Source organism: Caballeronia sp. LZ062, from assembly GCF_031450785.1.
GTDB lineage: Bacteria > Pseudomonadota > Gammaproteobacteria > Burkholderiales > Burkholderiaceae > Caballeronia.
Genome location: NZ_JARTWB010000002.1, coordinates 1,289,139 through 1,311,606, shown reverse-complemented (window position 1 = coordinate 1,311,606; position 22,468 = coordinate 1,289,139). Strand labels below are relative to the sequence as shown.

23 protein-coding genes are annotated in these 22,468 nt (G+C 64.7%); 21 read left to right on the top strand and 2 right to left on the bottom strand.

Annotated features, from left to right (window positions below; all coding sequences use genetic code 11):
• Window positions 1-21: 21 nt before the first annotated feature.
• From guaB to ltaE, 21 genes are all read left to right on the top strand, one after another.
• On the top strand, window positions 22-1,482 hold the full coding sequence (gene guaB, locus P9239_RS12225) for an IMP dehydrogenase (RefSeq protein WP_250533841.1): 1,461 nt from the start codon (window positions 22-24) through the stop codon (window positions 1,480-1,482).
• Window positions 1,483-1,536: 54 nt separating this feature from the next.
• The gene (locus P9239_RS12220; protein WP_309751100.1) at window positions 1,537-2,352 is read left to right on the top strand and encodes a hypothetical protein; all 816 of its coding nucleotides are present in this window, start codon (window positions 1,537-1,539) and stop codon (window positions 2,350-2,352) included.
• A 159-nt stretch (window positions 2,353-2,511) separates the two neighbouring features.
• Entirely contained in the window at window positions 2,512-4,095 is a 1,584-nt protein-coding gene (gene guaA / locus P9239_RS12215; protein ID WP_309751098.1) for a glutamine-hydrolyzing GMP synthase, read from the top strand.
• 36 nt (window positions 4,096-4,131) lie between these two features.
• Window positions 4,132-4,692, top strand: a complete 561-nt coding sequence (gene thpR / locus P9239_RS12210) for an RNA 2',3'-cyclic phosphodiesterase (protein WP_309751096.1) — start codon at window positions 4,132-4,134, stop codon at window positions 4,690-4,692.
• 84 nt (window positions 4,693-4,776) lie between these two features.
• Complete coding sequence (gene ddpX / locus P9239_RS12205; protein WP_309751094.1) at window positions 4,777-5,340, top strand: D-alanyl-D-alanine dipeptidase; 564 nt, start codon at window positions 4,777-4,779, stop codon at window positions 5,338-5,340.
• A gap of 15 nt (window positions 5,341-5,355) precedes the next feature.
• A complete protein-coding gene (locus tag P9239_RS12200) occupies window positions 5,356-6,945 on the top strand; it encodes an ABC transporter substrate-binding protein (protein ID WP_309751092.1) in 1,590 nt (529 codons plus the stop codon).
• 4 nt (window positions 6,946-6,949) lie between these two features.
• Complete coding sequence (locus P9239_RS12195; protein ID WP_309751090.1) at window positions 6,950-8,020, top strand: ABC transporter permease; 1,071 nt, start codon at window positions 6,950-6,952, stop codon at window positions 8,018-8,020.
• 18 nt (window positions 8,021-8,038) lie between these two features.
• Window positions 8,039-8,977: a nickel transporter permease gene (gene nikC, locus P9239_RS12190; RefSeq protein WP_309751088.1), complete on the top strand. Its 939-nt coding sequence runs from the start codon at window positions 8,039-8,041 to the stop codon at window positions 8,975-8,977.
• Between the two features lies 1 nt (window position 8,978).
• A complete protein-coding gene (locus tag P9239_RS12185; RefSeq protein WP_309751085.1) occupies window positions 8,979-9,848 on the top strand; it encodes an ABC transporter ATP-binding protein in 870 nt (289 codons plus the stop codon).
• Window positions 9,845-10,594, top strand: a complete 750-nt coding sequence (locus tag P9239_RS12180) for an ABC transporter ATP-binding protein (protein WP_309751083.1) — start codon at window positions 9,845-9,847, stop codon at window positions 10,592-10,594. Before P9239_RS12185 ends, P9239_RS12180 begins: the two co-directional genes overlap by 4 nt.
• 250 nt (window positions 10,595-10,844) lie before the next feature.
• Window positions 10,845-11,243: a DnaJ family domain-containing protein gene (locus P9239_RS12175; protein ID WP_309751081.1), complete on the top strand. Its 399-nt coding sequence runs from the start codon at window positions 10,845-10,847 to the stop codon at window positions 11,241-11,243.
• The gene (tadA, locus tag P9239_RS12170) at window positions 11,240-11,833 is read left to right on the top strand and encodes a tRNA adenosine(34) deaminase TadA (protein WP_404980018.1); all 594 of its coding nucleotides are present in this window, start codon (window positions 11,240-11,242) and stop codon (window positions 11,831-11,833) included. The genes P9239_RS12175 and tadA overlap by 4 nt, the downstream gene beginning before the upstream one ends.
• A gap of 2 nt (window positions 11,834-11,835) precedes the next feature.
• Window positions 11,836-12,759 (top strand): muramoyltetrapeptide carboxypeptidase, encoded by a 924-nt coding sequence (gene ldcA, locus P9239_RS12165; RefSeq protein WP_309754022.1) that lies wholly within the window; start codon window positions 11,836-11,838, stop codon window positions 12,757-12,759.
• Between the two features lie 297 nt (window positions 12,760-13,056).
• Window positions 13,057-13,812, top strand: coding sequence for a GntR family transcriptional regulator (locus tag P9239_RS12160; RefSeq protein ID WP_309751079.1), 756 nt, complete (start codon window positions 13,057-13,059; stop codon window positions 13,810-13,812).
• Window positions 13,813-14,134: 322 nt separating this feature from the next.
• On the top strand, window positions 14,135-15,637 hold the full coding sequence (locus P9239_RS12155; protein ID WP_309751076.1) for an NCS1 family nucleobase:cation symporter-1: 1,503 nt from the start codon (window positions 14,135-14,137) through the stop codon (window positions 15,635-15,637).
• 69 nt (window positions 15,638-15,706) lie between these two features.
• The gene (locus tag P9239_RS12150) at window positions 15,707-16,441 is read left to right on the top strand and encodes an aspartate/glutamate racemase family protein (protein WP_309751074.1); all 735 of its coding nucleotides are present in this window, start codon (window positions 15,707-15,709) and stop codon (window positions 16,439-16,441) included.
• 133 nt (window positions 16,442-16,574) lie between these two features.
• On the top strand, window positions 16,575-17,531 hold the full coding sequence (puuE, locus tag P9239_RS12145) for an allantoinase PuuE (RefSeq protein WP_309751073.1): 957 nt from the start codon (window positions 16,575-16,577) through the stop codon (window positions 17,529-17,531).
• Window positions 17,528-18,049 (top strand): 2-oxo-4-hydroxy-4-carboxy-5-ureidoimidazoline decarboxylase, encoded by a 522-nt coding sequence (uraD, locus tag P9239_RS12140; protein ID WP_309751070.1) that lies wholly within the window; start codon window positions 17,528-17,530, stop codon window positions 18,047-18,049. Before puuE ends, uraD begins: the two co-directional genes overlap by 4 nt.
• A 32-nt stretch (window positions 18,050-18,081) precedes the next feature.
• On the top strand, window positions 18,082-19,092 hold the full coding sequence (gene alc / locus P9239_RS12135) for an allantoicase (RefSeq protein ID WP_309751068.1): 1,011 nt from the start codon (window positions 18,082-18,084) through the stop codon (window positions 19,090-19,092).
• Window positions 19,092-19,592, top strand: coding sequence for an ureidoglycolate lyase (locus P9239_RS12130; RefSeq protein WP_309754020.1), 501 nt, complete (start codon window positions 19,092-19,094; stop codon window positions 19,590-19,592). The genes alc and P9239_RS12130 overlap by 1 nt, the downstream gene beginning before the upstream one ends.
• Window positions 19,593-19,700: 108 nt before the next feature.
• On the top strand, window positions 19,701-20,720 hold the full coding sequence (ltaE, locus tag P9239_RS12125; protein WP_309754018.1) for a low-specificity L-threonine aldolase: 1,020 nt from the start codon (window positions 19,701-19,703) through the stop codon (window positions 20,718-20,720).
• Between the two features lie 55 nt (window positions 20,721-20,775).
• On the opposite strand, the gene P9239_RS12120 is transcribed toward ltaE, so the two are convergent.
• Together P9239_RS12120 and uraH are read right to left on the bottom strand one after the other, a co-directional pair.
• A complete protein-coding gene (locus P9239_RS12120; RefSeq protein WP_309751066.1) occupies window positions 20,776-21,969 on the bottom strand; it encodes a urate hydroxylase PuuD in 1,194 nt (397 codons plus the stop codon).
• A gap of 75 nt (window positions 21,970-22,044) precedes the next feature.
• Window positions 22,045-22,398, bottom strand: a complete 354-nt coding sequence (uraH, locus tag P9239_RS12115; RefSeq protein ID WP_309751063.1) for a hydroxyisourate hydrolase — start codon at window positions 22,396-22,398, stop codon at window positions 22,045-22,047.
• Between the last annotated feature and the right edge of the window lie 70 nt (window positions 22,399-22,468).

The window sequence follows — 22,468 nt, the reverse complement described above, 5'->3', positions numbered from 1 at the left end:
TTTGCGCCCATAGGATTTGCCATGCGTCTGATCCAGAAAGCACTCACGTTCGATGACGTGCTCCTCGTGCCTGCGTTCTCCAGCGTTCTTCCGCGCGATACCAGCCTGAAATCACAGCTGACTCGCAATATCTCCCTGAATATGCCCCTCGTGTCCGCCGCCATGGACACGGTCACCGAAGGCCGGCTCGCCATCGCGATGGCGCAGATGGGCGGCATCGGCATCGTCCACAAGAATCTCACCGCGAAGGAACAGGCGCGCGAAGTCGCGAAAGTGAAGCGCTTCGAGTCCGGCGTCGTGCGCGACCCGATCACCGTGCCGCCGCAAATGCGCGTGCGCGACGTAATCGCGCTCACGCAGCAGCACGGCATCTCGGGCTTCCCGGTGGTGGAAGGCGCGCAACTCATCGGCATCGTCACCAACCGCGATCTGCGTTTCGAAGAGCGGCTGGACGAACCGGTGCGCAACATCATGACGCCGCGCGAGCGTCTCGTGACGGTCAAGGAAGGCACGTCGCTCGCCGAAGCGAAGGCGCTGATGCACAGCCATCGTCTGGAGCGCGTGCTGGTGGTGAACGACGCGTTCGAGTTGCGCGGCCTCATGACGGTGAAGGACATCACCAAGCAGACGGAGAATCCGGACGCCTGCAAGGACGAAGACGGCAAGCTGCGTGTGGGCGCGGCGGTCGGCGTGGGACCGGATAACGAAGAGCGCGTCGATCTGCTGGCGCAGGCGGGTGTCGACGTCATCGTCGTGGATACCGCGCACGGTCATAGCCAGGGCGTGCTGGAGCGCGTGCGCTGGGTCAAGCAGAATTATCCGCGCGTGCAGGTGATCGGCGGCAACATCGCGACGGCGGCGGCAGCGAAAGCGCTCGTCGAGTACGGCGCGGACGCCGTGAAGGTCGGCATCGGCCCCGGCTCCATCTGCACGACGCGTATCGTCGCGGGCGTGGGCGTGCCGCAGATCACCGCTATCGCGAACGTATCAGAGGCGCTGCGCGGCAGCGGCGTGCCGGTCATCGCGGACGGCGGCGTGCGCTTCTCGGGCGATGTCGCGAAGGCGCTCGCAGCCGGCGCGAACGTCGTCATGATGGGTAGCATGCTCGCGGGCACCGAAGAGTCGCCGGGCGACGTGTTCCTGTTCCAGGGCCGCCAGTACAAGGCGTATCGCGGCATGGGCTCGGTCGGCGCGATGAAAGACGGCGCGGCGGATCGCTACTTCCAGGACAACTCGGCGAATATCGACAAGCTCGTGCCGGAAGGCATCGAAGGCCGCGTGGCCTACAAGGGCTCGGTCAACGCCATCCTGTTCCAGGTCGTCGGCGGCGTGCGCGCGAGCATGGGCTATTGCGGCTGCCGCACCATCGCTGAATTGCACGACAAGGCGGAATTCGTGCAGATCACGGCGGCGGGCATGCGCGAATCGCATGTGCATGACGTGCAGATCACGAAGGAAGCGCCGAACTATCACGTCGACTGACCGCTCGCCTGCGCCGCTTCTTTACTTTTGCGCCGATAACCTCGTGGACCGATCATGAAACCGTTGCTGCGCGTCGTGCTGGTCGTCAATGCCTTCATCTTTCTGGTGTTCGGCGTGCTGTTTCTGCTGACACCGTGGGCGGGACTCTACGACGCGCTTCAACTCGACGCGATGCAGGTGGAACCGGCGTTCGCCGGGCAGTTGCTCGGCATCGCACTGATCGGTTTCGCGTGGCTGTCGTTGCACGCCGCCATCGACGGCGCGCTGACCACCGCTGCCGCGCGGGCGTCGGGGCATGTCGAATGGCTGTCGGGCATCGTCGTGCTGGTCTGGCTGCTCGGACTGCGCACGCCGGAAGTCGATGGTTTCGGGCAGGTCGGCGCGGCGCTCCTCGGCATCGTGCTGCTGGTGCTGGGGCTCGGCAGCGTGAGGCTCGCGGGCGCGGTCCGGCGGCGGGAACGCGCGGCGCGGGCCGGCGCGGCTTCGGCCGAGCGCGCGGAGAAGAAGGCGGCGCAAAAGCAGGCGGCGCAAAAGCGCGACGAAACACCGACGCCCGCTACCGCGGTTCGTCCGACGGCACATGCGCCACAAGCGACGGCCATCGATCCCGTCACCGGCCACGCGGTCGATCCCGCAGGCCGGCCGCTCGATAGCGCGTCGCCTGCCGCCCGGACACGAGTCCAAACCGGCGTCGTCGATCCGGTGACGGGCCGCACGCTCGATGCGCAGACGGGCCGCGAGATCGATCCGGCCACGGGCAGGCGCATCGACCCGGTGATCGGCAGCGATATCGATCCGGCGACCGGCCGGCGCGTGGACCCGCTGACGGGCCGCGTGGCGCCGGACCCGGCGAGCGGTGCGCCCCGCTGAGGCGCCGCTAGTGCGCAAAATGAGCGCGGCGGCGCGCGCAGCAAGGAAACACAAGGACGGTCGGCCTTCGCGCCGGCCGTCGATTTATTGGCAGCCGGGGCCAGCAGCACCGGGACCGGCCGCCCACACCATTCGTTCACTTAGCCTTTGGCCGCAGCCATGCACGACAAAATCCTGATTCTCGATTTCGGCTCCCAAGTCACCCAGCTGATCGCCCGGCGCATCCGCGAGTCGCACGTCTACTCGGAAATTCATCCGTACGACGTCGACGAGACGTTCATCCGCGAGTTCGCGCCGAAGGGCATCATCCTGTCGGGCGGCCCGAATTCGGTTACCGAAGCGAAGTCGCCGCGCGCCCCGCAGATCGTGTTCGACCTGGGCGTGCCGGTGCTCGGCATCTGCTACGGCATGCAGACCATGGCCGACCAGCTCGGCGGCAAGGTCGAGCTCGGCAAGGTGCGCGAGTTCGGCTACGCGGAAGTGCAGGCGCTGAACCACACGGGCTTTCTGGAAGGCATCGAAGACTTCAAGACCGCTGAAGGCGAGTCGATGCTCAAGGTCTGGATGAGCCACGGCGACAAGGTGGCCGACATGCCGGCCGGCTTCAAGCTGATGGCCTCGACGCCGGCGTGCCCGATCGCCGCGATGGCCGACGACGACCGCCGCTTCTATGGCGTGCAGTGGCACCCGGAAGTCACGCACACGGTGCAGGGCCGCGCGATGCTCGACCGCTTCGTGCTCGGACTGTGCGGCGCGAAGGCCGACTGGGAGATGGGCCATTACATCGACGAAGCCGTGGCGAAGATTCGCGCGCAGGTCGGCGACGAGCACGTCATTCTCGGCTTGTCCGGCGGCGTGGATTCGTCGGTGGCGGCGGCGCTTCTGCATCGCGCGATCGGCAATCAACTGACGTGCGTGTTCGTCGATCACGGCCTCTTGCGCGAGAACGAAGCCGAGCAGGTCATGTCGACGTTCGCGGATCATCTCGGCGTGAAGGTCATTCATGTCGATGCAAGCGAAGCGTTCCTCGAGAAGCTCGCCGGCGTGACCGATCCGGAGGCGAAGCGCAAGATCATCGGCGCGGAGTTCATCGAAGTGTTCGACGCCGAATCGCACAAGCTCACCGACGCAAAGTGGCTTGCGCAGGGCACCATTTATCCGGACGTGATCGAATCGGCGGGCAAGGGCAAGAAGGGCGCGCACACCATCAAGAGTCACCACAATGTGGGCGGCCTGCCCGAGACGCTGAAGCTGAAACTGCTCGAACCGCTACGCGAACTGTTCAAGGACGAAGTGCGCGAATTGGGCGTGAAGCTCGGCTTGCCGCCCGCGATGGTGTATCGCCATCCGTTCCCCGGTCCGGGCCTCGGCGTGCGGATTCTCGGCGAAGTGAAGCGCGAGTTCGCCGATCTGCTGCGCCGCGCGGACGCCATTTTCATCGAGACGCTGCGCAACACCATCGACAAGGAAACCGGTAAGTCATGGTACGAGCTGACCAGTCAGGCGTTTGCGGTGTTTCTGCCGGTGAAGAGCGTCGGCGTGATGGGCGATGGCCGGACCTACGATTACGTCGTCGCGCTGCGCGCCGTGCAGACGATGGATTTCATGACCGCGCACTGGGCGCATCTGCCGCATGAACTGCTCGGGCATGTGAGCAACCGCATCATCAACGAAGTGCGCGGGATTAATCGGGTCGTGTATGACATCTCGGGCAAGCCGCCTGCGACGATTGAGTGGGAGTGAGGACGGTCGCCCAGCGCTGAAACGGAGCCGGTCACTTTGGACACCCCTACCGCTAACCGGTCCACCGACTCGCTGTTCTTCGCCGTCTACCCCGATGCCGCCGCTGCGGCGCGCATCGGGGAGCACGCACTGCGGCTTCGCACCGAACACCCGCTAAAGGCACGGCCCATTCCCGCCGACCGCCTGCACATCACGCTGCATTATCTCGGCGCGTTCGCGGGCGTGCCGGCCGATACGCCCGCCGCAGCGCTCGCCGCGGCGTCATCGGTCCACATGCCGTCGTTCGACGTGACGCTCGACCGCGTCGAAACCTTCGCCACGCGCCGTCCCAAGCGGCCGCTCGTCATAGCCGGCGAGCCAGACGACGCGTTCTCCGCCTTCGTCGATCGACTCGACAAAGCGCTGCAATCCGCCGGCATCTTCGTCAAATCGCACCCGCGCTTCATCCCGCATGTGACGCTGCTTTACGACGAGCACCGCGTCTCGCGACACGCCGTCGAGCCGATCACATGGACCGTGCGCGAGTTCGCGCTCGTGCGCAGTCTGCTCGGGCGTTCGGAGCATCAGGTCATCGAACGCTGGCCGCTCGGCGCATAAGACACCGCACATTCGGAATAAACTGTTTCGCGGATTTTTCGTCCGGGTTATGGTTGAAGGGTTCGACCCAAGGATTCCGATTACATGACTCGATCCCGTCTGCTGCCAGTCACGCCCGAAACGCATCACGTCCAGATCGACCTCGTCTACGCGACCGATCGCAATCTCACCGGCAAGCCCATCTACAAGACGCAGCATTGCCTGCTGCTCGAACCGGCCGAAGCGGCGCTGCGCAAGGCGGTGAGCATCGCTCAGAGTTTCGGCGCGACGCTGAAGATCTTCGACGCCTACCGTCCGCCCCAAGCGCAGGAAGTGCTGTGGAACTTCCTGCCCGATCCCACGTTTATCGCCGATCTCGGCCGCGGCTCGAATCACAGCCGTGGGACGGCGGTGGACCTGACGCTCGTGGATAGCGACGGCATCGAATTCGACATGGGCACCGGCTTCGACGCGATGGTGCCGGAGTCCGGCCACTTCCACGCGGGTTTGCCGGCTCACGTGCAGCGCAATCGCACGCTGTTGCTCGGCGTGATGCACGGCGCGGGCTTCACGCATATTCCGAGCGAATGGTGGCACTACGAACTGCCGGGATCGCGGGAACTCGCGCTTATCGACAACGAAGAAAGCGGCCCCTTGCGGCTGATGTGAACGGGATACACGACCATGAGACTGAGCGCACGAAAGGCACTTGTTGCGATCACGCTGGCGTTGAGCTTCACCTCCGCGACGCACGCGGCCACGCCGAAAGACATGTTCGTCATGGCGACGCTGCTCGACGAATTCACCACGCTCGATCCCGGCGAGGTCTACGAACTGGTGCCGGAGGAATACGTCGCGAACACGTACGACCGGCTCGTGCGCGTCGATCTGAAGGACCCGTCGAAGTTCAACGGCGACGTCGCGCAGTCGTGGACCGTCAGCCCGGACGGGCTCACGTTCACGTTCAAGATCCGCTCCGGCCTCAAGTTCCATTCTGGCAATCCGCTCACGGCTGATGACGTCGCGTGGTCCATCCAGCGCACGGCGTTGCTCGACAAAGGTGCGGCGGCGGTGCTCGCGGGCATCGGCATCACGAAGGCCAACGCGCTCGCGAACGTGAAGAAGATCGACGACAGCACGGTGTCCGTCACGACCGATCAACGCTATGCGCCGACTTTCGTGCTCAACGTGCTCGGCGCGTGGCCGGCGTCGGTGTTGGATCGCAAGCTGCTGGAGACGCATGTCAAAGGTAACGACTACGGCAACGACTGGCTGAAGACCAACGAGGCCGGCTCGGGCGCGTACAAGCTCGTCAAATGGACGGCGAACGACAGCATCGTGCTGCAACGTTTTGACGGGTATCGTCTGCCGCTCGCGATGAAGCGCATCGTGCTGCGCCACGTGACCGAAGCCGCGAGCCAGCGTCTGATGATCCAGAACGGCGATATCGACGTTGCGCGCGATCTGAGCCCCGACGACCTCGACACGCTCTCGAAGAACGGCGTCATCAAGGCGACGGCCGTTCCGCAGGCGACGCTCATGTATCTCGGCCTGAACAACAAGAATCAGTATCTGGCGAAGCCGGAAGTCTGGGAAGCGATGAAGTGGCTGATCGACTATCAGGGCATCCAGAAGAACGTGATCCGCACGACGTACAAGGTCCACGAGACGTTCCTGCCCGAAGGCTTCCTCGGCGCGCTCAACGGGAATCCGTATCACCAGGACGTCGCGAAGGCGAAGGCGCTGCTCGCCAAAGCCGGGCTCGCGGACGGCTTTACCGTGAAGATGGACGTGCGCAACGACTATCCATACAGCGAGATTGCGCAGGCGGTGCAGGCGAATCTCGCGCTCGCGAACATCAACGTGCAGCTCATTCCGAGCGACAACAAGCAGACGCTCGGCCGGTACCGGGCGCGCGCGCATGACATCTACATCGGCGAATGGTCGGCGGACTATATCGATCCGCACAGCAACGCGCAGGGCTTCGTGTGGAATCCGGACAACTCGGACGCGTCGAGCTTCAAGATGCTAGCCTGGCGCAACGCGTGGAACATTCCCGATCTGACGAAGGAAACCAACGCGGCGCTCGCGGAAGGCTCGACCCAGAAACGCGCGCAGATGTACGAAAAGATGCAGCGCGAAGTGCTCGCCAAGTCGCCGTTCGTCATCATGTTCCAGAAGGTGTCGCAGGTGGCGGCGCGTCCGGGCTTGACCGGCCTCGAAGTCGGGCCGATCAACGATCTCGTTTCCTATCGAAACATCAAGAAGCAGTGACGCGATGACGCCGCAGCCGACCGTGCTCGACCGCCTGCGCGCCGCGAACGCGAACCGCGGCGGCGCGCGGATCGCGCTCGCGCTTTTGCGCTGGATCGCGATGCTCGCCGTCACGTTCACCGGCTTGCTCGCGATCACGTTCTTCATCGGCCGCAAGATCCCGATCGACCCCGTGCTCGCGATTCTCGGCGACCGCGCGTCGGCGAGCGCGTATGCGGCGGCGCGCGTGCAGCTAGGACTGGACAAGCCGCTCGTCGATCAATTCCTGATCTACGCGCGCGACGTGCTGCACGGCAATCTCGGCGTGTCGCTGCTGACGGCGAATCCTGTCATCGACGATATACGGCGCGTCTTTCCCGCGACGCTCGAACTGGCGACGCTCTCGACGTTCATCGGCGTGATGATTGGCGTGCCGCTCGGCGTGATCGCGGCGGTGCGCCACAATCGCATCGTGGATCATGTGGCGCGCGTGATCGGCCTCGCGGGCAGTTCGGTGCCGGTGTTCTGGCTCGCGCTAATGGGGCTGCTGCTGTTCTACGCGCGGCTGCACTGGGTGTCGGGACCGGGCCGCATCGATCCGCTGTACGACGGCATGGTCGATACGCGCACCGGCAGTCTTCTCATCGATGCGCTCATCGCCCGCGAGTGGGACGTGTTCGTCAACGCGTTCTCGCATATCGCGCTGCCGGCGGGCGTGCTCGCGTTCTATTCGATCGCGTATCTGTCGCGGATGACGCGTTCGTTCATGCTCGAACAACTGAGCCAGGAATACGTGACCACGGCGCGCGCGAAAGGCCTCGCCGAGCGCCGCGTGATCTGGCGTCATGCGTTCGGCAATATCGCGGTGCCGTTGCTCACGGTCATCGCGCTCGCCTACAGCTATTTGCTGGAAGGCTCGGTGCTGACCGAGATCGTGTTCGCGTGGCCGGGCATCGGCTCGTATTTGACGGGCGCGCTCCTGAACGCCGACATGAACGCCGTGCTCGGCAGCACGCTCGTGATCGGCGCGACGTTCATCGCGCTCAATCTGCTGACGGATGCGCTCTACCGCGTATTCGATCCGCGCGCTCGCTGAGAACGGAGACTTTGCCGCATGCATTCGCCCGCCAAGCGCACGCCGATGAAACCCGCGCCGGACACGTGGCGCGCGTGGCTCCTGACCGACACGCCCGCGTCTCCGCGACAGGCCGCGCTCGGGCGCGCGTACCGGCGCTGGCGGCGGTTTTCGGGCAATCCGCTCAGCATGTTCGGTCTTGCGATTCTGGTGCTGCTCGTTGTCGCGGCGGCAATCGGGCCGCTTTTGGTGACGCAGGACCCGCTGCGCCAAGTCCTCGCCGACCGCCTGACGCCGCCGGGCGCCGCGCACTGGTTCGGCACCGATCAACTGGGTCGCGACATCCTGTCGAGACTCGTGCACGGCTCGCGTCTTACGCTATCCATCGCGATGCTCGTCGTCGTGCTCGTCGTGCCGGTCGGGCTTTTGATCGGCACGCTGGCGGGCTATTGCGGCGGCTTTATCGACACGGCGCTCATGCGCGTGACCGATGTCGCGCTCGCGTTCCCGAAGATCGTGCTGGCGCTCGCGTTCGCCGCGGCGCTCGGGCCGGGCGTGCTGAACGCGGTTATCGCCATTTCCATCACCGCGTGGCCGCCTTATGCGCGGCTCGCGCGGGCCGAATCGCTGCGGCTCGCGCAGGCGGATTTCATTCACGCGGCGCGGCTCGCGGGCGCATCGCACACGCGCATTTTGCTGCGCTATATCGTGCCGCTGTGCTCGTCATCGGTGATCGTGCGCGCGACGCTCGATATGGCCGGCATCATTCTCGCGGTCGCGGGGCTCGGCTTTCTCGGACTCGGTGCGCAGCCGCCGAGCCCGGAATGGGGCTACATGGTCGCCTCGGGACGCAACGTGCTGCTCGACGCCTGGTGGGTCGCGACCATTCCCGGCCTCGCGATTCTCGCGGTGAGCCTCGCGTTTAATCTGCTCGGCGACGGTCTGCGCGACGTTTTCGATCCGCGTCATGGAGGCTGACATGGAAGATGCGCTCGCTGAAATCGACGGTCTGGAAGTCGCGTTTTCGGGCCACGACGGCGTCCCGATGCCCGCCGTGCGCGGCGTCTCGCTGACGGTGCGGCGCGGCGAGCGGCTCGGCATCGTCGGCGAATCGGGTTCGGGCAAGTCGCTGACCGGCCGCGCGCTGCTCGGCCTCTTGCCGCCCGAAGCGCGATGGTCCGCGAAGGCTTTGCGCTTCGACGGCCACGACCTGCTCGCGATGAAGCCGGGCGCGCGCCGGCGCCTCTGCGGCACGCAGATGAGCATGATCCTGCAAGACCCGAAGTACTCGCTCAATCCGGTCATGACCGTCGCGCAGCAGATGCGCGAAACCATCGAGCGTCAGGACGGCGGCTTGAGCCGGCGCGCGATGCGCGCGCGCATCGTGGAGGCGCTCGCGGCCGTGCACATCCGCGATCCGGAGCGTGTGGCGGACGCGTATCCACACGAGTTGTCCGGCGGCATGGGCCAGCGCGTGATGATCGCGATGATGGTGAGCGCCGGTCCGCGCCTCCTGATCGCCGACGAACCGACGAGCGCGCTCGACGTGCTCGTGTCGATGCAGGTGCTCGCCGTGCTCGACGAAATGATCGAACGCCATCGCACGGGGCTCGTGTTTATCAGCCACGACTTGCCGCTCGTCATGTCGTTCTGCGATCGCGTCGCGGTCATGTACGGCGGGCGCGTCGTGGAGACGTGCGCCGCTCGTGAACTCGCCAACGCGCGGCACCCGTACACGCGCGGACTGCTCGCGGCCAGCCCGCCGCTGACCAATCCGCCCGACGAATTGCCGACGCTGCGCCGCGATCCGTCGTGGCTCGCGGAAACGATCGAGGACACCGCCCAATGATAGAAATCGACCGCGCGCACATTCGCTTCCAGACGAAAACCGGTCATGTCGATGCCGTGCGCGACGTGTCCTTGCGCGTTGAGGATGGCGAAGTATTCGGCCTCGTCGGCGAGTCAGGCAGCGGCAAGTCGACGCTGCTGCGCGCGCTCGCGGACCTCGTGCCGCTCGCCGGCGGCGCGATGCGTATCGACGGGCAAGACGCCGCTCACCGCCCGCAGCGCGACGTGCAGATGGTGTTTCAGGACCCCTACGGCTCGCTGCATCCGCGCTTCACCGTCGACAGGACATTGCGCGAGCCACTCGCGATCAACGGCATCGGCAATCAGGACGCGCGCATTCTAGATGCGCTCGCCGAAGTCGGGCTCGGGGCCGCGTTCCGCTTTCGCTATCCACACCAGTTGTCGGGCGGGCAGCGGCAACGCGTGTCGATCGCGCGGGCGCTGATCGTCGAGCCGCGCGTGCTTCTGCTCGATGAGCCGACGTCCGCGCTCGATGTCTCCGTGCAGGCGGAAATCCTCAACTTGCTGCGGCGTCTGCATCGTGAGCGCAGGCTGACGATGATCCTCGTGAGCCACAATCTCGCGGTCGTCGGCTTCCTGTGTCAGCGCGTGGCCGTCATGCGCAACGGCGAAGTGGTCGAAGAACTCGGCGTCGAAGCGGTGAGGGCGCACGACGTGCAGCACGAGTACACGCGACGCCTTCTGCTCGCGACGCAAGGCTACACACGCGAGCCGCTGAACCTGTAAGCACAAACGCGCACCGAGCGGCAACCGATGTGGCGAAAATCCCGCATATCTCGCCTATACACGCGATGGCTGCGAACGGCCGTACGCCGCTCAGATGGCGCAGTGCCGCCGCTGATAGAATACGAGATGAATTGTCGAGATCAGCCGAACCACGCGCGAGCGCGTTTTCCGGCTCGCTCCGACCTCACGCTAACCCCGCATATCGTGACAGACCGCTTCGGCGTCATTCGAAAGCCGGTCGTAATCCCCGATGAAATTGCTAGATGCTCTGGTCGAACAGCGGATCAACGAAGCCGTGTCTCGCGGCGAGCTGAACAACTTGCCCGGCGCAGGCGCGCCGCTCCAGTTTGACGACGATCTCCTCGTGCCCGAGGAAGTGCGCGTCGCCAATCGAATTCTCAAGAATGCGGGTTTCGTTCCGCCCGCCGTCGAGCAGCTTCGCGCGCTGCGTGGCCTGCAGGACGAACTCGACAAAGTGACCGATCCCGCCGCCCGTTGCCGCATTCAGGTAAAGATGCTCGCGCTCGACATGGCGCTCGAATCGCTGCGCGGCGGCGGCTGCGTGCCGCATGAATACCGCCGCCGCATCGCCGAGCGGCTCTCCGAGCGCGTCGCGGCGCGCGGCGATACGGAGCCGGAACAGCCTTGACGCTTACCGAGCCGCCGCCCGGCGCTATCCCCGAATCATCCGAGAACAGCGCTGCCGTCAGCGAGCGTGATCGCCGCTTCATGGCGCTCGCGCAACGCGCCGCCGACGAAGCGCGCCGCACGGGCGAAGTGCCGGTGGGCGCGGTCGTCGTGCTGGGCGATGAAGTCATCGCCACGGGTTTCAATCATCCGATTCGCGGGCACGATCCGTCGGCGCACGCGGAAATGGTCGCGCTCCGGGCCGCCGCGCAGGCGCTGCAAAACTATCGGCTGCCGGGCTGCGAACTGTATGTCACGCTGGAGCCGTGCCTGATGTGCGCGGGCGCGATCATGCACGCGCGCATCGCGCGGGTCGTGTACGGTGCGGCCGATCCGAAGACGGGCGCGTGCGGCAGTGTCGTCGATATGTTCGCGAACGAGCGGCTGAATCATCACACGGCCGTGACGGGCGGCGTGCTCGCCGACGAATGCGGCCACGCGCTCAAGAACTTCTTCGCCGAGCGCCGGCGGCTGGCGCGCGAGGAGCGTGCGGCACGTGAAGCGCAAGCGCAGGCGCGCCTCACAGCCGATTCCTTCACCAAAACGAACTGAACATCGTGAAATCACGCACCATCGACCTCATTGCGCCGTCCGGCTATCCGCACGATCCCGCCGCCGTCGAGCGGGGCATCGGGCGATTGCGGGCGCAGGGTCATCGGCTGGAAAATCTCGATGCGACGCGCCGGCGTTATCAGCGATTCGGCGGGACCGACAGCGAACGCGCCGCCGATCTGAACCGGCTCGCCGATCCGTCGCGGCCGCTGCCGGACATCGTGCTGGCGGTGCGCGGCGGCTATGGCGCGTCGCGCATTCTGCACGGCCTCGACTACGACGGCCTGCGGCGCCTGGCCGAACAGCCGGTCGCGCTCGTCGGCCACAGCGATTTCACGGCGATCCAGTGTGCGCTGTACGCGCGTTCCGCGGTCAAGAGTTTCGGCGGGCCGATGTTCGCCGGCGATTTCGGCGCGGAGCACGTCAGCGCCTTCACGATGCACAACTTCTGGCACGCGATCTCGCATCCGAGCTTCACCGTGAAGAGCCAGACGCCGCAGCGCCAGTCCGTCGACGTCAGCGGCATGCTGTGGGGCGGCAATCTCGCGATGCTGTCCGCGCTCGTTGGCACGCCGTATCTGCCGCCTGTCGATGGCGGCATCCTGTTCATCGAGGACGTGAACGAGCATCCGTTTCGCATCGAACGGATGATTTATCAGCTTCATCAGGCGGGCGTGCTCGGGCGGCAGCAGGCGGTCGTGATGGGCGAGTTCTCGGGCGGGCGGCTGTCCGACTACGACAACGGCTATTCGCTCGACGCCATGATCGAGCAGGTGAGGGCAGTGACGGGCGTGCCGTTCGTGACTGGCTTGCAGTTCGGGCACGTGGATAACCTGCTGACGCTGCCTTTTGGTGCGACTGCGCATCTGGTCGCAAACGAGCGTGGGTTCACGCTGGCGTTATCGGACTATCCGCATCTGGCTTGAGCTCGCGGGGAGAGGCACTTGTTGCGAGTGCCTTTTTGTTCGACTTCTGACGCAACTAACGGTCTTTTCTATGCCTCACGTTGGATTGCGATGCACCATCCGAGCACTGAAGATTGTCGACAAAATCGGCCAGGCAGTGACGACAAAAAGTAGCGTAATCGCCTGAAAGGGCCGTCAGCATTAGCTTTCGGGCAAAGGTGTCCTCGCGCGACGCCTTCCTCCGACACGTTTTTTATTTTGAATTGTTGACAATCTTTATGTCGATTCTAAGATGGTCAACATGCAAGCGAGCACATCATGTCCGACCGTAAATCGAGTGCTGCACCGAACGCTCCCGCCGCTTCTTTGAACGGGGCCGTGGCAGCGAGCCCCGAGTCGATCGCCGAGAACATCCGCGCCGCGATCCTCGAACACCGGCTTGCTCCCGGCGCGAAGCTGACCGAAGCGCAGTTGTGCGAAGTGTTCGATGTGAAGCGCAGCGCAGTGCGCCAGGCGCTCTCGCAGTTGGCCAGCGAGCGGCTCGTCGATCTCGAACCGAATCGCGGGGCGTTCGTCGCCAGCCCGTCGCTGCAGGAAGTGCACGACGTTTTCGAGATGCGACGCATCGTCGAACTGGCCGTCGTCGAGCGCATCTGCAAAGGGCATGGCACGCGGCGGCTGAAGTCGATCGGCGCGACCATCGGGCGCGAAAGGCGCGCGTTCGAGAACCGCGACTTTTCCGCGTGGATCCGTCTGTCGGGCGAGTTCCATACAGAACTGGCCGCGCTGACCGGAAACGCCGTGTTGTGCGATTGCTTGTCCGGGCTCGTCGCGCGCTCGACGCTGATCTCGGCGCTGTACGAATCGCTCGGCAAGAGTTCGTGTTCGTTCGAAGATCACGAAGCGATTCTCGCCGCGCTCGATGCCGGCGACGCCGCGAAAGCCGCGGACCTGATGGCGCAACATCTGCGCGATGTCGAATTGAAGATGCTGGAGCGGCCCGCCCGTGGCGCGGTCGATCTGAGGGAAGTATTCGCAAGGCCGGGCGAACGGGAGAAGGCGTTCGGCGCGTAGCCAGGCATTAGCAAGGAAAAGTCAGTATCGCGCCCCCGCAGATGCACCGGGCGCGTGGCACGACGCGCGCGCGACCCCGTTCGCAGCATGCGCCGCACTGAACGAGACGCTCTTCGATGAGCGTGCAATGAAAAACGCCTGACGGCGAGCGAGATGGGCCGAAGCCCGCTCGCTCTCGGCACTACGCCGCAGGCGATGGAGCAAATCCGAAGAGTACCGCGCGAGCGTGGCGACGAGCCCGTTCGCGAAGGTATCCGACGACGCTTGATCCCAAGCAATTGCCGCTTTTTCATGACGCAAGCCGCCCATCCAAGGAGAGGTCATGGCTCAGTTCAGTGCAACGCCCGGCAGTTCAGCACTGCCGCCGTATGAAACCCCGTACGAACCTTCCGAGCACGAAACCGGCTTGCCCGCCGGCTACAGCGATCGTCTGTACAACGAAGATCTCGCGCCGCTCAAGAATCAGACGTGGGGCGCGTACAACATCTTCGCGTTCTGGATGTCGGACGTGCATAGCGTCGGCGGATACGTGTTCGCGGGCAGTCTCTTCGCGCTCGGGCTGACGAGCTGGCAGGTGCTCGTGTCGCTTCTGATCGGCATCGGGCTCGTGAATCTGCTGTGCAATCTCATCGCGAAGCCCAGTCAGGTGGCGGGCGTGCCGTATCCCGTCGCGTGCCGCGCGACGTTCGGCGTGCTCGGCGCGAACATTCCCGCCGTTATTCGCGGGCTGATCGCGGTGGCGTGGTACGGCATTCAGACGTATCTCGCGTCGAGCGCGCTGGTGATCGTCGTGCTCAAGTTCGTGCCGTCGCTGATGCCTTATGCGGACGTGCATCGCTACGGCTTCGTCGGGCTGTCGGCGCTCGGCTGGGCGGGCTTCATGCTGCTGTGGGTGTTGCAGGCGGTGGTGTTCTGGCGCGGCATGGAGATGATCAAGAAGTTCATCGACTTCGCCGGACCCGCCGTCTATGTCGTGATGTTCGGGCTGGCCGGATACATGGTGTGGCGCGCGGGCATCCACAACATCGGGCTGAACCTCGGCGGCGTGAAGTATCACGGCATGGAAGTCGTGCCGGTGATGATCACCGCGATCTCGCTCGTCGTGTCGTATTTCTCCGGGCCGATGCTGAACTTCGGCGACTTTTCGCGATACTGCAAGAGCTTTCGCAGCGTGAAGCGCGGCAATTTCTGGGGCTTGCCGGTCAACTTCCTCGCGTTCTCGCTCGTGACGGTCATCACCACGGCAGCCACGTTGCCGGTGTTCGGACAACTGATTACCGATCCGGTCGAAACGGTGGGCCGCATCGATCATCCGACGGCAGTCATTCTCGGCGCGCTAACGTTCACCATTGCAACGATCGGCATCAATATCGTGGCGAACTTCGTGTCGCCGGCGTTCGACTTTTCCAACGTGGCGCCGCGTCTCATCAGCTGGCGCATGGGCGGGATGATGGCCGCGACCGCGTCGATTTTCATCACGCCGTGGAACCTCTTCAACAATCCCGCCGTGATTCACTACACGCTGGACATTCTGGGCAGCTTCATCGGACCCTTGTACGGCGTGCTGATTCTCGACTTCTATCTCCTCAAGCGCGGCAAGCTCGCGGTGAACGACCTCTACACGACCTCCGACACCGGCAAGTACTGGTACACGAAGGGCGTGAATCGCCGCGCGGTCATGGCGCTCTTGCCCGCCGCAGTCATCGCGGTCCTGTGCGTGATGCTGCCTTCGCTCGAAGGCGCCGCGAACTTCTCGTGGTTCATCGGCGCGGGGCTCGGTGCGTTGTTTTACTGGATGCTGGCGGATCGCAAGCACGTGGCCTGAAGTGAAGGAAACCCGAGCCGCCCGCGATACGTCGCGGCGGACGGAAGACGCAATAAGCAGGAGACAGCAATGCGCATCAAACTGATCAACCCGAACACCACGCAGCGCATGACCGATTCGATGGCGCGCTGCGCGCGTGAAGTCGCGGCACCCGGCACGGAAATCGTCGCGGTCAGCCCGACGATGGGTCCGCCTTCCATCGAAGGCTATTACGACGAAGCCGTCGCGTCGCTCGGGCTGCTGGCCGAAGTGGAGGCGGGCGAGCGGCAGGGCTTCGACGGCTACGTGATTGCGTGTTTCGGCGACCCGGCGCTCTACGCGGCGCGCGAACTGGCGCGCGGGCCGGTGATCGGCATCGCGGAGGCGGCGATGCACGCGGCGAGCGTCATCGCGCCGGGCTTCTCGGTCGTGACGACGCTGCGGCGCACTTGCGGCATGGCGTGGCATCTGGCCGAGCGCTACGGCATGACGCGCTTCTGCAAGAACGTGCGTGCGACGGACGTCGCGGTGCTCGAACTCGACGAGCCCGGCTCGGCGGCGCGGCAGACGATCATCGAGGAATGCCGGCGCGCGCTCGACGAGGACGGCTCGGACGCCATCGTGCTCGGCTGCGCGGGCATGGCGGAATTCTGCCGCGAAGTTGAGGACGCCATCGGCGCGCCGGTCGTGGAAGGCGTGACGGCGGCCGTCAAATGGGCCGAGGCGCTCGTCGCGCTCAGGCTGCATACGGCGAAACGTGGCGACTTCGCGCGGCCGCTGGCGAAACGCTACGACGGCGTGCTCTCCGATTTCGGCCCGCGCTGAACGCCCGGAACGATCGACACATACCGGTGACGTGACCCGCAATATCTGCGCCGCTGTATGGGCGCGTCCGGGCGTTTTCGCTACACTGAATCGTCGATATTCCGTAGTTCAACGCCCCGTTCCTGACCCAGCCATGTCTCTAGATCCGAACTATCCACGCGACCTGATCGGCTACGGCCGCCATCCCGTGCAGGCGAACTGGCCGGGGCGTGCGCGCGTCGCCGTGCAATTCGTGCTCAATTACGAAGAAGGCGGCGAAAACTGCGTGCTGCACGGCGATCCCGGCTCCGAGCAGTTCTTGTCGGAGATCGTCGGCGCGTCGTCGTATCCGGCGCGTCACATGAGCATGGAGTCCATCTACGAATACGGCTCGCGCGCAGGCGTCTGGCGCATCTTGCGCGAGTTCGAGAAGCGCGGCTTGCCGCTGACCGTGTTCGGCGTCGGCATGGCGATGGAGCGGCATCCGGAGCTATCGCGCGCGTTCGTGGAGCTGGGGCATGAGATTGCGTGCCACGGTTATCGCTGGATTCACTATCAGGACATGTCGCCGGAACGCGAAGCGGAGCATATGCGCCTCGGCATGGAAGCCATCGAGCGCGTGACGGGCGTGCGGCCGCTCGGCTGGTACACGGGCCGCGACAGTCCGAACACGCATCGGCTGGTGGCGGAATACGGCGGCTTCCTGTACGACTCCGACTATTACGGCGACGACCTGCCGTTCTGGATGGACGTCGATACGAGCAACGGCAAGACCGTGCCGCAGTTGATCGTGCCGTACACGCTCGACACCAACGACATGCGCTTCGCCACGCCGCAAGGCTTCAATACGGGCGACCACTTTTTCACGTACCTGCGCGACGCCTTCGACGTGCTCTACGAAGAAGGCGACGAAGCGCCGAAGATGCTGTCCATCGGCATGCACTGCCGGCTCCTTGGCCGGCCGGGGCGCTTCCGCGGCTTGCAGAGGTTTCTCGATCACATCGAAAAGCATGACCGCGTGTGGGTGACGCGGCGCGTGGATATCGCGCGGCACTGGCGCGAGCATCACCCTTACGACCAAACGCAGGCAGACAACGGGACGGCGGCATGAAGGCGATGCAAACCACACTCGACCAACTCAACACCATGCCCGCCGACGCGTTCGTGACCGTGCTCGCCGGCATCTTCGAGCATTCGCCGTGGGTCGCGCAGATCGCGGCTGAGAAGCGCCCGTTTTCGAGCATCGACGAACTGCACGCGACGATGTCTCAAGCGGTGGAGACAGCGGGCGAAGAGAAGCAGCTCGCGCTGATCAACGCTCACCCGGAACTCGCGGGCAAGGCAGCGGTGCGCGGCGAACTGACAGCCGAATCGACACGCGAGCAGAGCGGCGCGGGCCTCAACCTCTGCACGCAGGAAGAATTCGACAAGCTCCAGTCGCTCAACACGGCGTATCGCGAGAAGTTCGGCTTTCCGTTCATTCTCGCGGTGCGCGGCTATGACCGTCACGGCATCATCGCGAACTTCGAGGCGCGCGTGAATCACGACCGCGATGAAGAGCTGCGCACGAGTCTCGACCAGATTTACCGGATCGCGCGCTTCAGGCTCGACGACCTGATCCGCGCCTGATCCTTCCTTGCAACGACAACAGGACGAAGACAATGGCAATTCCGACACTCGATCCCAACGCGCCCGACTTCACGCGCCGCTATGTGAATCTCGCGGACCCGCGTCTGGGCGCGCAGGCACTCGAGGCGAGCGACGATTTCTTCGCGCCGAAGGAACGCATGCTGAACCCCGAGCCGGCCGTGTTCATTCCCGGCAAATACGACGAGCACGGCAAGTGGATGGACGGCTGGGAAACGCGCCGCAAGCGCACGACCGGTTACGACTGGTGCATCGTCAAGCTGGCGCGGCCGGGCGTGATCAAGGGCATCGATCTGGATACGAGCCACTTCACGGGCAACTTCCCGCCGGCGGCGTCGATCGAGGGCGCGCATGTCGCCGACGGCGCGCCGAGCCAGTCCACGCAATGGACGGAAGTCGTGCCGTCCACCACGTTGCAGGGCAATAGCCATCATTATCTGGATGTCGCATCCGCCGAGCCGTTCACGCACTTGCGCGTGAACATCTATCCGGACGGCGGCATCGCGCGGTTGCGAGTGTACGGTCAGCCGCAGCTCGACTGGCGCAACGCGGATCGCAACGAACTCTTCGATCTCGCCGCGATGGAAAACGGCGCGTACATGGTCGGCACCAACAACCAGCACTTCGGCCTCGCGTCCACGCTTTTGATGCCGGGCCGCGGCGTCAACATGGGCGACGGCTGGGAAACGCGCCGCCGCCGAGAGCCTGGCAACGACTGGTGTATCGTCGCGCTCGCGCAGCCGGGCATCATCAAGAAGGTCGAAGTGGATACCGCGCACTTCAAGGGTAATTTCCCGGACCGCTGCTCGCTGCAGGCGGCGTATGTGAAGGGCGGCACGGACAGCTCGCTCGTCACGCAGGCCATGTTCTGGCCGGTGCTGTTGTCCGAGCAGAAGCTCCAGATGGACAAGCAGCACTTCTTCGAGTCCGAACTCGCGGCGCTCGGCCCCGTCACGCACGTGCGCTTCAATATCTACCCGGACGGCGGCGTCTCGCGCCTGCGTCTTTTCGGAACGCTTGCATGATGAAGACGCTCGCGATCGAACCGTTGACGCGCGCGGGGTTCGAGCCTTTCGGCGATGTGATCGAACTCGACGGCGCAAAGCAGATTCCGATCAACCTCGGCACGACGATCCGCTTTCACGATCTCTGCAACGTCGACGTGACGGACGAGGGCGGCCGCACGCTCGTGAATCTCTTTCGCGGACAGCCGCGCGTGCTGCCGTTCGAAGTGAAGATGATGGAGCGTCATCCGCTCGGCTCCCAGGCGTTCATTCCGCTCGACGAGCGGCCGTATCTCGTCGTCGTCGCGCCGGCGGGAGACCTCGACGAATCCCAGATTCGCGCGTTCGTCACGCGCGGCTGGCAGGGCGTGAACTACGCGAAAGGCGTCTGGCATCATCCGCTGATTGCGCTCGATAAGGTCAGCGATTTCATCGTCGTCGATCGCGGCGGGGAAGGACTGAATCTGAACGAGCAGGACCTGAGAGAGTCGTTGTGGCTGACACAAGAGGCGTTGCGCTGAGACATCGCGCGGATCGCCCGCAGCAGTCACGCAAAGACCGGCGCAGCATGGCCGGTCTTTTTTATTGCGCGCTACACTATCCCGCTCACTCCGACCAAGCGACTCATGATGCCAGCACGCCAGATCGACCTACGCAGCGATACCGTCACCCGCCCGAGCCAAGCGATGCTCGCCGCCATGTCAGCCGCCGAAGTCGGCGACGACGTCTGGGGCGACGATCCCACGGTTCTCAAGCTTCAGGCCAGGCTCGCGGAGCGCACCGGCAAGGAAGCGGGCCTGTTCTTTCCGAGCGGCACGCAAAGCAACCTCGCCGCGCTCATGGCGCACTGCGCGCGCGGCGACGAGTACATCGTCGGACAGGCGGCGCACACGTACAAGTACGAGGGCGGCGGGGCGGCGGTGCTCGGCAGCATTCAGCCGCAGCCTATCGAAAACGCGCCGGACGGCTCGCTGCCGCTGGAGAAGATCGCGGCGGCGATCAAGCCCATCGACGATCACTTCGCGCGTTCGCGCCTGCTCGCGCTGGAGAACACCATCGGCGGGAAAGTGCTGCCGGCGCAGTACGTGGCGCAAGCGACGAAGCTAGCCCGCGATCGCGGACTCTCGACGCATCTGGACGGCGCGCGCATCTTCAACGCGGTCGTGGCGTCGGAGCGGCCGGTGAGCGAGCTGTGCGCGCCGTTCGATACCGTCTCCATCTGCTTTTCCAAAGGGCTCGGCGCGCCGGTCGGTTCGGTGCTCGTCGGCAGCAAGGCGCTCGTGGATATTGCGCACCGCTGGCGCAAGGTGCTCGGCGGCGGCATGCGGCAGGCGGGCGTGCTCGCGGCGGCGTGCCTTCATGCGCTCGATCATCACGTTGATGGGCTTGCGCAGGATCACGACAACGCGGCGCGGCTCGCGGCGGGGCTTGCCGGAATCGACGGAATCGTGATCCAGTCGCAGGCGACGAACATGGTGTTCGCGCAGATTCCTGAGAAGCATTGCGCGCCGCTCGAAGCGTGGCTGAAAGAGCGCGGCATTCTCACGCAGATGCTGTACGCATCGCGCTTCGTGACGCATCGCGATGTGTCGCGCGAGGGTATCGATACGGTCATTCAAGCGGTCAAAGCCTACTTCGCCGCGCAATGAGAAACGGCCCGAGCGGCAGAAGCCGATTCGGGCCGTCTCTCGTTAAGCGCGACGCTTACTGCACCGCGCCTCCGTCAAACCACGCGGCAATCTTCTGACGCTCGGCATCCGTCATTTGCGTGACGTTGCCGAGGGGCATCGCTTTCAACGTCACCGCCTGCTGATGCACGCGCTGCGCGTTCTGGCGAATCTCGGCGGGCGTGTCGAGCAGGACGCCTGCCGGGGCGCTGCCCATCATCGTCGGATGCGCGGAGTGACATACCGCGCAACGCTGCTGGATGATCGGCTGGATATCGGCGACCTTGATCGTCGGCGCGCCCGCCGCTTGCGCTGCCGGCACCGCCGGCGCGGGCATCGTCCACGCGAACGCACCGAGCACCAGCAGGAGACCCGCGACGGGCATGTACCACAGCACCTGCCCACGGTGACGCATCACGAAGAACTGACGGATCAGCGCGCCCGCCAGCATGATGAGCACGAGGATCACCCAGTTGTACTTGTGCGTGTAGGTCATCGCGTAGTGGTTGGACAGCATCGCGAAGACGACCGGCAGCGTGAAGTACGTGTTGTGCACGGAACGTTGCTTGCCGCGCTTGCCGTAGATGGCGTTCGGCGTTTCGCCCTTGAGCATCGCCGCGACCATCTTGCGCTGTCCCGGAATGATGACGAAGAACACGTTCGCCGACATGATCGTCGCGAGCATGGCGCCGGTGATGAGATACGCCGCGCGGCCCGAGAACACGTGACACGCGACGAACGCCGCGATCAGCACGTAGATGCCGACGCAAATGCCGAGCAGCTTGTCGTTGCTACCTAGCAGGCGGCACAGCGTGTCGTAGACGATCCAGCCGGCCATCAGAAAACCGAGCGCCGCCGACACCGCGACGACCGGTCCCATGTCGACCACATTTTTGTCGATCAGATACGTGCTCGGCGAGAGCAGATACAACACGAAGAAGAGGCCGAAGCCAGACATCCACGTGGTGTAGGACGGCCAGAACGACCAGTGCAGATTTTCCGGCATATCCTGCGGCGCAACCGAATACTTCTGCATGTGATAGAAGCCGCCGCCGTGAACGTGCCAGAAGTCGCCGAACACGCCGCGCCGGCGCGCGGTCGGGTCCTGCGGCGGTTTCAGGCTGTTGTCGAGCGCGACGAAATAGAACGACTCGCCGATCCACGCAATCGCGACGATCACGTGCAGACAGCGCAAGGCCAGATTGAGCCAGTCGGTGATAAAGCCTTCCATGTACTCCTCCACTACCGATTCGTTATGCGCACGCCGTCGATGTGCGGCGTGCTCTGATCGATTGCTTGGCGCGGGTTAGCTGCCGCGATACGTGCTGTACGCCCACGGTGAAACGAGGAGCGGCACGTGATAGTGCGCGGCTTTGTCCGCAATGCCAAAGCGCAGCACGACGCGATCGACAAAGCGTGGCTCCGGCACTTTCACGCCGAGCCCGGCGAAGTAATCGCCCGCGTGAAAGACGAGTTCGTATTCGCCGGTTTCGAGTTCCGCGCCTTCGAGAAGCGGCGCGTCGCAGCGGCCGTCGTCGTTGGTTCGGGTGGTCTTGATTGCGCGCCGGGTGTCGCCGGATAGCGCGAAGAGCTCGACTTGGATGTTCGCGCCGGGGCGGCCGTGCGCGGTGTCGAGGACGTGGGTGGTGAGCTTGCCCATTCGCATGTTCCTTGTGTTGTGCGATGTCCGGCTCGCGCATCGATCCGAAATCCGCACTGTGTAACCGTGC

Coding starts and splice junctions, on each gene's coding strand:
- guaB (WP_250533841.1), top strand. CDS start 22: ATGCGTCTGATCCAGAAAGCACTCACGTTCGATGACGTGCTCCTCGTG.
- P9239_RS12220 (WP_309751100.1), top strand. CDS start 1,537: ATGAAACCGTTGCTGCGCGTCGTGCTGGTCGTCAATGCCTTCATCTTT.
- guaA (WP_309751098.1), top strand. CDS start 2,512: ATGCACGACAAAATCCTGATTCTCGATTTCGGCTCCCAAGTCACCCAG.
- ddpX (WP_309751094.1), top strand. CDS start 4,777: ATGACTCGATCCCGTCTGCTGCCAGTCACGCCCGAAACGCATCACGTC.
- P9239_RS12200 (WP_309751092.1), top strand. CDS start 5,356: ATGAGACTGAGCGCACGAAAGGCACTTGTTGCGATCACGCTGGCGTTG.
- P9239_RS12195 (WP_309751090.1), top strand. CDS start 6,950: ATGACGCCGCAGCCGACCGTGCTCGACCGCCTGCGCGCCGCGAACGCG.
- nikC (WP_309751088.1), top strand. CDS start 8,039: ATGCATTCGCCCGCCAAGCGCACGCCGATGAAACCCGCGCCGGACACG.
- P9239_RS12185 (WP_309751085.1), top strand. CDS start 8,979: ATGGAAGATGCGCTCGCTGAAATCGACGGTCTGGAAGTCGCGTTTTCG.
- P9239_RS12180 (WP_309751083.1), top strand. CDS start 9,845: ATGATAGAAATCGACCGCGCGCACATTCGCTTCCAGACGAAAACCGGT.
- P9239_RS12175 (WP_309751081.1), top strand. CDS start 10,845: ATGAAATTGCTAGATGCTCTGGTCGAACAGCGGATCAACGAAGCCGTG.
- P9239_RS12160 (WP_309751079.1), top strand. CDS start 13,057: ATGTCCGACCGTAAATCGAGTGCTGCACCGAACGCTCCCGCCGCTTCT.
- P9239_RS12155 (WP_309751076.1), top strand. CDS start 14,135: ATGGCTCAGTTCAGTGCAACGCCCGGCAGTTCAGCACTGCCGCCGTAT.
- P9239_RS12150 (WP_309751074.1), top strand. CDS start 15,707: ATGCGCATCAAACTGATCAACCCGAACACCACGCAGCGCATGACCGAT.
- puuE (WP_309751073.1), top strand. CDS start 16,575: ATGTCTCTAGATCCGAACTATCCACGCGACCTGATCGGCTACGGCCGC.
- uraD (WP_309751070.1), top strand. CDS start 17,528: ATGAAGGCGATGCAAACCACACTCGACCAACTCAACACCATGCCCGCC.
- alc (WP_309751068.1), top strand. CDS start 18,082: ATGGCAATTCCGACACTCGATCCCAACGCGCCCGACTTCACGCGCCGC.
- P9239_RS12130 (WP_309754020.1), top strand. CDS start 19,092: ATGAAGACGCTCGCGATCGAACCGTTGACGCGCGCGGGGTTCGAGCCT.
- ltaE (WP_309754018.1), top strand. CDS start 19,701: ATGCCAGCACGCCAGATCGACCTACGCAGCGATACCGTCACCCGCCCG.
- P9239_RS12120 (WP_309751066.1), bottom strand. CDS start 21,969: ATGGAAGGCTTTATCACCGACTGGCTCAATCTGGCCTTGCGCTGTCTG.
- uraH (WP_309751063.1), bottom strand. CDS start 22,398: ATGGGCAAGCTCACCACCCACGTCCTCGACACCGCGCACGGCCGCCCC.